At 68.5% G+C, this 10,883-nt stretch carries 9 protein-coding genes and 1 pseudogene; 6 read left to right on the plus strand and 4 right to left on the minus strand.

Annotation, left to right across the window (positions count from 1 at the left end):
- The first annotated feature begins 95 nt into the window (after positions 1 to 95).
- From ACWGI8_RS11415 to ACWGI8_RS11425, 3 genes are all read left to right on the plus strand, one after another.
- The gene (locus ACWGI8_RS11415) at positions 96 to 302 is read left to right on the plus strand and encodes a hypothetical protein (protein WP_453659964.1); all 207 of its coding nucleotides are present in this window, start codon (positions 96 to 98) and stop codon (positions 300 to 302) included.
- Between the two features lie 35 nt (positions 303 to 337).
- Positions 338 to 493 carry a hypothetical protein gene (locus tag ACWGI8_RS11420; protein ID WP_453659966.1) on the plus strand — a complete coding sequence of 52 codons (156 nt, stop codon included), beginning with the start codon at positions 338 to 340 and terminating at the stop codon, positions 491 to 493.
- 240 nt (positions 494 to 733) lie between these two features.
- Positions 734 to 1,018 carry a hypothetical protein gene (locus ACWGI8_RS11425; protein ID WP_453659967.1) on the plus strand — a complete coding sequence of 95 codons (285 nt, stop codon included), beginning with the start codon at positions 734 to 736 and terminating at the stop codon, positions 1,016 to 1,018.
- A 244-nt stretch (positions 1,019 to 1,262) separates the two neighbouring features.
- On the opposite strand, the gene ACWGI8_RS11430 is transcribed toward ACWGI8_RS11425, so the two are convergent.
- Positions 1,263 to 1,766, minus strand: coding sequence for a competence protein CoiA family protein (locus ACWGI8_RS11430; protein ID WP_453659976.1), 504 nt, complete (start codon positions 1,764 to 1,766; stop codon positions 1,263 to 1,265).
- A gap of 470 nt (positions 1,767 to 2,236) precedes the next feature.
- On the minus strand, positions 2,237 to 2,740 hold the full coding sequence (locus tag ACWGI8_RS11435) for a hypothetical protein (protein WP_453659969.1): 504 nt from the start codon (positions 2,738 to 2,740) through the stop codon (positions 2,237 to 2,239).
- 207 nt (positions 2,741 to 2,947) lie between these two features.
- On the opposite strand from ACWGI8_RS11435, the gene ACWGI8_RS11440 reads away from it, so the two are divergent.
- Complete coding sequence (locus ACWGI8_RS11440; RefSeq protein WP_453659970.1) at positions 2,948 to 3,400, plus strand: VOC family protein; 453 nt, start codon at positions 2,948 to 2,950, stop codon at positions 3,398 to 3,400.
- A 492-nt stretch (positions 3,401 to 3,892) separates the two neighbouring features.
- Here the strand turns inward: ACWGI8_RS11440 and ltrA are convergent, their stop codons facing one another.
- Positions 3,893 to 5,323, minus strand: a complete 1,431-nt coding sequence (gene ltrA, locus ACWGI8_RS11445; protein WP_453659972.1) for a group II intron reverse transcriptase/maturase — start codon at positions 5,321 to 5,323, stop codon at positions 3,893 to 3,895.
- 742 nt (positions 5,324 to 6,065) lie between these two features.
- Positions 6,066 to 6,494 (minus strand): annotated as a pseudogene (locus ACWGI8_RS11450) (SAM-dependent methyltransferase); the annotation flags it as partial.
- Between the two features lie 329 nt (positions 6,495 to 6,823).
- Here ACWGI8_RS11450 and ACWGI8_RS11455 point away from each other — a divergent pair.
- Complete coding sequence (locus ACWGI8_RS11455; RefSeq protein WP_453659973.1) at positions 6,824 to 8,953, plus strand: hydantoinase/oxoprolinase family protein; 2,130 nt, start codon at positions 6,824 to 6,826, stop codon at positions 8,951 to 8,953.
- 4 nt (positions 8,954 to 8,957) lie between these two features.
- Positions 8,958 to 10,835 carry a hydantoinase B/oxoprolinase family protein gene (locus ACWGI8_RS11460; protein WP_453659974.1) on the plus strand — a complete coding sequence of 626 codons (1,878 nt, stop codon included), beginning with the start codon at positions 8,958 to 8,960 and terminating at the stop codon, positions 10,833 to 10,835.
- Positions 10,836 to 10,883 lie beyond the last annotated feature (48 nt).

Here is a 10,883-nt window from a genome sequence, read left to right on the forward strand (position 1 = left end):
ATGCGGAGCGCCCATGCTGAGTAAGAGGGCGCCGTCGTCTTGAGACTTGTCCTTCCCGAAGGCCGAACGAAGGCGCCTGAGAGGAGGAGGAAGTCATGCGCATGCGAAGGATCCTGGGCCTCGCCCTGGCCGCGGCAACGCTTGCCGGCGTGAGCGCCGTCGGCGCTGTCAGCGCCGGGGCCGCCTCGTCTCCGAACATCTCCAGAGACGAGTGCACGGCCGCCGGCGGACAGATCGTTGCACGCCCCTACGCCGGCTACGCCTGCGCGCTGCCTGACGGGACTACGCAGGCGATCACTTGACCGGTCGGCGCACGGCTGGGCAACCAGTCCGGCCGGTGCACCCGGCGCGGTGCGTATGGGGTGACGGCACCCGGTCCACCGTCGGGTGGATCGCCCGCGCCCGTCTCGACACCGCGGCACTCGCGATGGTGGACGCCGACCGTCTCGAAGCCAAGGCCGTCACCGCTTCGAGACGGTCCGCGCCGTCCTGAACACCGCGCTCGCCGCCGTCCTGAACGGCCTCGGCCATGTCGTCATACAGTGACCGACGAGGTCGATCGCATTTCCTGGCTGTATTGATTTCGGATTTCCCAGCTGTATTGATTACGAGCGTTGTTGACACTCGGCAGGTCTTGAACAGGCGCAGAAGAACGAGCAGTCCCGCCGGCCTCGAGCCTGGATGTGCCGACGGTGATGGAGTCTTCCTTCTGGCGCGGGCGATGATCGCGCCGATGTCCGCATTGAGGTGGCCCTTTGCCGATGCCCTCGACACGCATTGCCTCGTGACGCAAGACCAGGGCACGTCCTACGGCTGTGTCCAAGAGGTGGCTCTGTCGAACGACCTGCTCACCGTGTCGCTGGACCCCGCATCGCTGGACGATCTGGGACTGGAAGACGCCGAGATCGAGGCAGAACTCGACCTGCCGGCCGAAGACATCGAGCGTATGCGGGAGGTGCTCGCCCAAGTGCTGGCGTTCGGGCGGGAAGAAGCCCGTCCCCAGCGCGTAGATCTCTAGCCCCCGGTCTGCGTGGGCCGGTGAGCCACAGGCTGGCCGGCTGCCCGAGCCGGTGCAGTTCGATGCCGTGGCCGGTGCGTCGGCGGATACGCAGCCCGTTGGGCCCGTGGATCACGCCGCCGTCCGTTGTGGGCTCGTGGCAGGGCAGCACGTGGCACAGCAGGTTGTCGGCCCGTTTGCCGTGCTCGAGGGGGAATTGGATGCCCGCCCGGGCCGGGGACCTCTGGTGGCCGGGGTCCCGGGCTCAGACGTGTTCCTCGGTGGTCCACACCGTCTCCAGAGACCGTGTCGTGCGCGTCATGGCCACACGCGGCCTGTGCAAAACGATCTGCCCGGTGAACAGCCAGTTCATGAACTGAGCGATCGGGACTGGGGCGTGCGGCCACCACGTGGGGTGGGCGAAGCGGGCCAGGCCCTCGACGGCAGCCAGGCCGTCCTCACCGGCCGTCAGGCGCACCGAGGGGACGACGCCCAGCCATGGCGGCCGGGGACGGTCCGAGAACCACACCGAGGGCACCGAGTCCGCTGCCATGCGCTGTGTCCGATCTCGTATGTGGTCCGGGGTGATGGGCGCGAGCTGTGCCTCCAGCGCGATCCGGCGGCCGCCGGCCGAGGCGAGGACGTCGGCACGCCAGGCACGGCCGGGGCCGCTCACCTCCAGGTCGGCTGTCCACCCCGCGGCCCGGGCGGCGGTCGCCAGTTCCAGCTTGAGGAGGGGTGGGCCATAGACTCCTCGGCCAGTGCGCAGGCCAGGGCCCCTGGCAGATGCGCGAAGAACCTCAGCCCCCGCGGTGACACCTTGGCCCGCAAGCCGTGCCGCACTCCGGACACCTCAACTCGACCGGCGGCCGGACCCGGTGAACCGCCTCCCATCTCCAGCCGCAGCCGAGATCCTCCACGGTCGCATCCAGGCGCCCCCGCTCCGGATGTACTGCCGTCAGCCCCATCAAGCCCCTCCCCTGGCCCCTGATCCCGGCGCACGGCTTCCCGGCGCCATCGACGTCCGCCTCGACGCCGCGCGGCCCAGCGGATACTGCGCACCACGCTCCGCGGCGCCCGCCAGTTCCTCACTGCAACAGAGTGACCCACCGGGCCTCCGGCGAGTCGCACTTGGTGCACCGGTCCGCCGTTCAGGTCGGCGTCTCCCCTCTGGGTAGGGAACGTAGAGGGAAGCAACGACATGCCTGTTGAGAAGGTGACGAACCGCCTCGTGCCTGGTCAGGCGCGGCCCGTGCCCTTCGAGGCCTCGGTCTGGCGGTGCTCCGCGCGCCGGGACCGCCGGCACCTGACGACTGCTCGCCGGATGAAGCATGCAAGACGCCCAGGGAGCGCGGGACCAGCGTCGAATGCCGCCCGGGCCCGCCGCCGGAGCTGGGACGGGCTCAGAAACGGGGCCCGCATCACGCACAACGCGAAGAGGACCTGGCCCGCGACGGGGATGGACAGCATCTCCGGAAAGTTCCCGAAGAGGAGAAACCAGATGGGTAGGAGTAGGAGCCCGGCCAGCGGGCCCCGGAACGCCGCGCCCGTACGGGAGTTCCCGAGCCCGTAGACGAAGCTGATCAGGATGGACGGAATCCCGATGACCGGGAAGAAGGCCAGCCACCCCTCGGTCTCCACCGCATCCGCCGGCAGTGACGCATCCACGGCCGCCCAGGTGACTGCGAAGGTGACGGCGTAGCGCACCGCCAGATCGACGAGCCGCAGCCCAATGACCCCCAAGACAGGCACTGCCGTGTCCGGCGGCGACTACGTCGACGTGCGCTGGCCAGTGCCCGTGCCGACGGCCCCGCCCGGACCGCCGGCACGGGCTCGAGGGCAGCGGAGGGCCCAGCGGCGCTGGTTCCCCTCCCGGCCGTGTTCATTCGGGCCCACGGGCATCCATCCACCACTATGGAAGGACACATTCGATTCGCCTGGAGGCCTTGCATGCACCGTGATGGTTTTCCTGCCCCGGATTCCGGGCTCCTCCTCACTCACTTTCTGACGGTGGCCGACGTAGCCCGATCTCGCGCCTTCTACACCGACATTCTCGGCGGTGAGGTGGTGCTCGAGGAGAACCCCTGCACCATCAAGCTCGCCAACGGATGGATCATCATGAACCCGGGCGGCGGCCCCACCCCGGACAAGCCGAACGTCACCCTGCGCCCGCCCACCGACCCGAGCACGGTCAGCTGCTTCCTCAATCTCCGCGTCGCCGACATCGAGGCATGTCACCGAGAGTGGAGTGCGAAGGGCGCCGAATTCCTCACGCCACCCATCGATCGCAAGGCCGAGGTGCGGTGCTACTTGCGCGACCCGGACGGCTATCTCATCGAAGTCGGGCAGGCCACCGGCATGCTGCACGGCGTCTACGCCGACCAGCATGCCGGTACGAGCTAGATCCTTGCAGCCCCGCGACCTGCTCGACGAACGTACGACGCCCACACAGGACGTTGTCGCAGTACAACCGCCGCACGGTCAGCTCTGTCAGCACGGGCTGGTCGCCGACCGCGGTGTCGGCAAGCCAACGCTCGTAGCAGCTGTGCACCCAAGCGGACGGACGCTCACAGTCCGGGCACGAAGCAGTGCCATCGAGGGTTCTCGCAACGATGTGCACCCCACCGCACTCCGTGAACACCCGCTCCATGAGGGCCGCTTTGAAGTGCGGAAACAGCACCGCTATGAGGTCATCACACCGCACCACGGTCCCAGATGACGCGACGTCACCGTGGCCCAACCTCGTTGATCGTTCTCACATGGTGAAGTCGGCCCGGGGCGCGGTTCCGGTCTTTCGACCGGTCCGTTTCCCCGGAGCCGCTTCCCGAACCGGACGTGCGAGTTGTCCCCGCATCCGGCTCTCCACAAGCCCCGAGGGCTTCGTGGTCGTTGTCCTCATCCCGTGGCGTTCCAGGGAGTGGGAATCGACATGCCCCGGTATCGGTAGCGAGTGGTGCCTACCGTGATCGGGTTGAACAACTCCCTGTTCTCGCTGGCCCACCAAGATCTGTGGCCGCAATAGCGGCGGAAGATCTTCCTCCGGCCGGTCTTGGGGTGCTTGCGCTGTACCCATCGCCATACCGTGTGCCACATGTAGTGGGGCAGGTAGGAGAAGGTCGCGAAGGACACCCCGGGCCGGGAGTAGGCGCACCAGCCCCGCACTGCCGGGTTGATCCGGGCGAGCAGGGCGTCGAGCGGCTGGTTCGTACCGACCTGTCGGCACAGCGTCTTGACCTTGGCCATGATGGCCCGCAGGGCCTTCTTGGCGGGGTAGGTGTAGACGTAGTACCGGTTGGTGCCTGGCTTTCGGTGGCGTTGGATGTGCCATCCGAGGAAGTCCAGGCCCTGCTCGATGTGGGTGATCAGAGTCTTCTCCGGCGACAGGCGCAGGCCCATCGTGGTGAGGACTTCCGCGATCTCTTCGCGTAGCGTTTCGGCGTCTGCCTTGGTGCCGTGCACCATCAGGCACCAGTCGTCCGCGTACCGGACCAGCCGGTAATTGGGCAGACTTCGGCGCCGACGCCTGCGGCGCTCGTTGAGATCAGTTCCGGGGCCTCCCGACGCCTGGGCGATGTGCTCGTCCAGGACCGAGAGCGCGACGTTGCTGAGCAACGGCGAAAGGATCGAGCCCTGCGGGGTTCCGGTGTCGTTGTCCCGCAGCAGGCCGTCCTCGCTGAGGATGCCCGCCTTGAGGAACGCCTTCACCAGGGCCAGGACCCGTTTGTCCCCGACGCGTGCCCGCACCCGCTCCATGAGAGCGGTGTGTGAGATCTCGTCGAAGCAGGCTTTGATGTCGCCTTCCACGATCCACTCGTACTTCTTGGACGTGAGCAGGCGCACCTCGGCCACCGCGTCATGAGCCCGGCGGTTCGGGCGGAACCCGTAGGAGCACGGGAGGAAATCCGCCTCGAAGATCGGCTCCAGCACCAGCTTCAAGGATGCCTGCACCACCCGGTCGGTGATCGTCGCGATCCCCAGACGGCGCAGCTTGCCGCCCGCCTTGGGGATCATCCGCTCCCGCACCGGCATGGGCTGGAAACTGCGGTCCTTGATCTGTGACCGCAGCACGTCGAGGAACTCCTCGACCCCAATCCATAGCGCGATGGACGACGCCGTGCGGCCGTCCACCCCGGCAGTGCGTGCACCCTTGTTGCCCCGCACCCGATCCCAGGCCACCAGCAGGAAGCCGGGATCGGCAACGAGATTGAACAGGTCGTCGAACCTGCGATGAGGATCATCACGAGCCCAACGGTGCAGCTTGGTCTGGATCTTCAGTACCCGGCGCTCCGCCTCATACAAGGCGCGCTCCAGCTCGTCGGTATTCACCGGCGACCCTCCCGACATTCCAGTGCTTCGGCCACTGACTTGCTGGCCCCCTTTGCCCTGCGACCGGCTTTCCCGGTCTCCACGACGGGTCGTTACTCCCGCGACTACTACGGGGCCTCCGTCCCACCCACGGCCATCAGTCGGCAACGGACCCGCCCACCGCCGGACTGGCTGTCCGGCGGCTCGGGCGACCGCGGATGGTTCCCACGTTCACCACACAATCGATCGGTCAGGGAGGTGCCCAGCTCTACTCCGGCAGCATCGCCACGCCTACGCCGCAGGCTTTCAACGTGGCCTCCCCACCGGAAAAGGAAGTCCGGCTTCGGAGTTGACCCACCCGTCCGAGGACAGGCAGATCACGCGCTGCATACCGGCCCGTATCCACCAGATTTGAGCCGGCTCACTGCTTACGGAGCTTCAACCACTGGTTCGCTCTCGCTACACCTTCTGACCTCGCTAGACGGACCCGCACCGTCCGGTAGTCCCGGCACGTCCCGCCGTTGTCGGGGCCGCTTGCCACCCTCCCCGGCGTTCCCCGGATCAGGCTGCCCCCAGCTTCACCAGACCGCTGCGACGGCCCGGCGGAGAAGGTCTTCCACCTCCACTCGATTGCATGGCGCCTCGTGGCGCACTCCTTTCTCAATGAAGTTTGTCGGCGACGGGTCCGTTGGGCTGCGAGGACTGGGGTGGGTGAGACGCCCGACTCGCTCTGTTCGGCTGGCAGCGCGATCTTGTGGTCCGCTCATTGGCGATGCCATACGAGCGTGTAGCGCCAGAACAGCCGCCGTCGTAGCCGTGCGCCGGGCAGGGCGTCATGGGCTTCACTGACGATGTCGGAAAAGCTCATGTCCGCCGGTCGGGTCAGGGCTGTCATCGAGGCCGGCCGGGGTGCCCTGCGGCCCTTGTTCTTGAGCCAGCCCGTGGCGGCGTTCAGCGGGATAGCGGTGGCGCCGAGTAGACGGTCTCCGGCAGTCTGCGCCCGAGAAAGACCGACGACCACCAGGGTTGCTCCGGGGGCCAGGTGCTGGCGGAAGACGGTGAGAGCTTCGGTGAAAGGCAGATGGTGGATGGTGGCGACGCAGGTGATGACGTCGTAGGAACCGGCAGGGATCCCGGTCAGCCCGTCTGCGACCGTGAAGGTCACTGGGGCTGCCGGAGGAGTCAGCCTCTGCTGCCCACGGCCACCGGTCCCGGCCACTGAGGCCGAACGAGCCGGCTTCGAGCAGACACCGCGTGTGATCAGTTCGCAGCTCGCAGTGATCCATGCTTCGGGTCTTCGACCGTACGGTGCCCGGTCCGTCCGGCCGCCCGGCGCAGCTGCGCCGGGTCGCTGCCGCGCACGCGACACCACCAACTCTTGCCGAGACTCTTGGCAGAAGTTGCCGATTCTTGCGGACTCCCGGCGACGTTGAATCGCTGCTGCACACACCGCTAGCCGCCGCCCCGGCGCCGAAGCGGCCCGCTGCTTCCAGCACCGTCCCACCCGAGAGGAGCGTACTCGTGACGCCTGCCGCGCACGCGAATTCCCGGCGCCGGATCCGTATCGGTATAGACACCGGGGGAACGTTCACCGATGTCGTAGCCCTCGACGAGGACACCGGCGACCTCATCACCACCAAGACCCCCTCGACACCGTCCGACCCGGCCGACGGCTTCATGAACGGCGTCGAGAAGGTGCTCGGCCTGATGGGCTGCACCGGCGCGGACGTCAGCGCCGTGGTGCACGGCACCACCGTGGCCACCAACCAGCTCCTCGAGGACAAGATCGACCGTCTGGGGTTCATCACCACGGAGGGCTACGAGTTCATCCTGGAGATCGCCCGCCAGGCGGTGCCCGACGGATACGGCAACTCCTATTTCTGGGTGAAGCCGGAGCGCATCGTCCCGGTCGACCGGGTCCGCACCATCGGCGGCCGTATGGACTACCAGGGCAACGAGGTGCGGCCCTTCGACGAGGCAGGCGCCCGCGAGACCGCCCGCTGGTTCCGCGGCCAGGGCATCACCACGCTCGGGGTGTGCCTGCTGCACGCCTACGCGAATCCCGCGCACGAGCAGCGGATGCGCAGCATCCTGCGTGAGGAGCACCCGGACGCCGTCGTGTCGATCAGCTCCGAAGTGCTGCGCGAGTACCGGGAGTACGAGCGCTCGATGACCACCCTGGTCGACGCCGCGGTCAAGCCGCGGGTCGCCCGGTACGTGGGCGGCATCAAGGAGCGCCTGGACGCCTCGGTCGGCAGGGACGAGGGCCGCCCGCGCCGCATCCCGTTCGCCATCATGAAGTCCAACGGGGGCATCCTGTCCGCCGAGGAAGTCGTGCACCAGCCGATCACCACGGTGCTGTCGGGCCCTGCCGCAGGAGCGCTGGGGGCCGCGCTGATCGGACAGACGGCGGGCTTCGACAAGATCCTCACCTGCGACGGCGGCGGTACTTCGACCGATGTGTCCGTCGTCCTGGACGGCGAACCGACCTTGACGACCGAGGGAACGGTCGGCCGTTTCCCGTCCAAGATCCCGATGATCGATGTGGTCACCGTGGGCGCGGGCGGCGGTTCGGTCGCCTGGATCTCCCCCGAGGGCACCCTGAAGGTCGGTCCCCGCTCGGCCGGTGCCGACCCGGGTCCGCTCTGCTACGGCAAGGGCGGCACCGAACCGACCATCACCGATGCCCATGTACTGCTCGGCCGTATCCCGCCGCACCTGCTCGGCGGTGAGATCCCGCTCGACGTGGAGGCGGCCCGCCAGGGCCTGTCCAAGCTCGCCGCCGACCTGGGCCTGACCCTGGAGCAGTGCGCCACCGGCATTCTGGAGATCTCCGCGTGGAACCAGGCGAACGCGCTGCGGCAGATCACGGTCAAACGCGGTCTGGACGTCCGTGACTTCGTGATGGCCACGTTCGGCGGCTCCGGCTCGCTGCTGCTGTGCCGCCTGATCGACATCCTGGGCCTCGCGGGAGTGATCGTGCCGCGCGACCCGGGCAATGTCTCCGCGTTCGGGCTGCTCACCGTCGACGTGCGCTGCGACTATGTACAGACCGCGGTGTGCCGGCATGCCGAACTCGACCACGACCGAGTGGCGGACATCTACGCGGAGTTGACGGAGCAGGCCGCCCAGGCCCTCGACAAGGAGGACTTCGCCCGCGCAGAACAGCGGTACGCGCGCACCGCCGACCTGCGCTACTTCGGGCAGGCCTTCGAGGTCCGGGTGCCGGTGCCCGACGGCCTGCGGGACGCGGCCCTGGCCGACGCGGTCGCGGACGCCTTCCACGACGCGCACCGGCAGTTGTACGGCTACGACTTCCGTGGCGACCCGAGCCAGGCCGTCGAGTGGGTGAACCTGCGGGTCACCGGCATCGGCCCGATCCGCCGCCCGGCGCTGCGCGCACTGCCGCAGGGCGACGGCGATCCTTCCCGTGCGCTGACCGGAGTGCGCCTTGTGTGCTTCGACGCCGCTGACGGCTATGTCGAGGCCACCGTCCACCGGCGGGCGGATCTGGCGCCCGGCGACGTCGTCGCGGGCCCGACGATCATCGAGGAGTTCGGCTCCACCATCCCGGTCCACCCGGGGTTCACCGCCCGCATCGACACCCACGGCAACGTCCTGGTGACGCGCAACGAGCAGAAGGGGGCCTGAGGCCATGACCGCACAGACCACACGGGCCGCACAGCCACCTGCCTTCACCGTCGACCCCGTCGTCCTGGAGATCGTCGAAGGCACCCTCGCCTCGGTGGAGATGGAGGTCGAGACGGCGATCGCGCGCACGTCGCGCTCGCCGATGATCCGGGACGCGCACGACTTCCGCGCGGGTATCCACGACCGCGGGCTGCGCAAGCTCACCGGCCGCTCCTACTCGGCCCTGGTGCACCCCATCGCCCGTGACTTCCCGCTGGAGACGATGCGCCCCGGCGATGTGTTCTTCCACAACGACGTGTACGAGTCCGAGGGCGGCATCGGCCACCTGCCGGACCTGTGCGTGACCGTGCCGGTCTTCTACGAGGGTGCGGTCGTCGCGTTCGTCCAGGCCTTCGGCCACCACGACGACATCGGGGGCTGCTGTCCCGGTTCGATGCCGTCGGGCGCGACCACCGTCTACGAGGAGGGCCTGATGGTCCCCCCGATCAAGTTGTGGGACCAAGGCGTGCCCAACCAGGCGGCGTTGCGCATCATGACGCGCAACTCCCGGATGCCCGACTCGCTCGCGGCGGACCTGGACGCGGAGTGCTCGGCGTGCCTGATGGGTTCGCGGCGCCTGGCCGAGCTGTTCGAGCGCTACGGGCGCGAGACGGTCGAGGCCTGCTTCGATGCGATCCTGGACAAGACGACGCGGACGTACCGGCGCGAGATCCTCGCGAAGATCCCGGACGGGGAGTACGTGTGGGAGGACTACGCCGAGCACGACGGCGTCGACGAGCCCAGGCTGCACACCCAGCGGATCACGCTCACCAAGACACCCGACAAGATCATCATCGACTTCACGGGCACGTCCCCGCAGGCGAAGGGGCCGATCAACCACTGCGGCGACTACGCGGACGGCAACTTCCTCAAGAAGTGGCTCGCCCCGATCCTGCGCAACCTCGCGGACACTCCGGAGCGGATGGCCGAACTCGACGTCAACGAAGGTGTCGTGCCGCTCATCGAGATGAAGTTCCCGGAGAAGGGCACGTTGCTGACGCCCGTCTTCCCGGCACCGACCAACGCGCGGACCTTCGTCATCCTGCGCCTGCTGGGCGTGCTCGCGGGCGTGCTCGCCAAGGCCGTGGACGGCCGGATGCCGGCCGACCAGGAGACGATCCGCTACACGGGCGTCTACGGCCAGGACGCCCAGGGCCGCTCGTACCTGATGCGCGAGGTCCTCGGCGGCGGGTCCGGCGGGCGCTACTACGCGGACGGCGAGGACACGATCCACGTCGTGCCCGACTCCCGGAACCTGCCCACCGAGTTCACCGAGTCGCGTTTCCCGTTCCGGGTCGAACGCCTCGGCCTGGCGGCGGATTCCGGCGGCCCCGGCGAGTTCCGCGGCGGCCTCGGCTACGAGAAGCACATCCGCATGCTCCAGGACGCCTCCTTCATGTCGATCGCCGACCGTTCGATCCTGTCCTGCTGGGGCGTCAAGGGGGGTAAGGCGGGACGGCCGTTCCAGGTCGTCATCGACCCGGGCGGTCCCAACGAGCGGGTCATGGACGGGCTCGTCGACGACGAGCCGGTCCGTGCCGGCGAGGTCATCCGCATCCGTACGACCGGTGGCGGCGGCTGGGGCGATCCTCTCGACCGCAGGACCGAGTCGGTCGTGCGCGATGTGCGCTGGGGCAAGGTATCCGCACGGGGCGCGTACGAGGACTACGGCGTGGTCGTGGTCGGCGAGGACGACGACCTGTGCGCCGACGAGGCCGCCACCACCGAACTGCGGGCCCGGCTGCGCGCGGAGCGGCCGCACGTCCAGCCGTTCTTCGACCGCGGCCCCGGCTACGCGTCGCTGTCGGGCGGCCGACCGTACGCCGACGTCGACCTGCTCTAGGGCCTGTCGTTTGGATCAGGCCCTGATCCCGAGCAGCCGGTCCGGTGG

Source organism: Streptomyces sp. NPDC054841, from assembly GCF_053611045.1.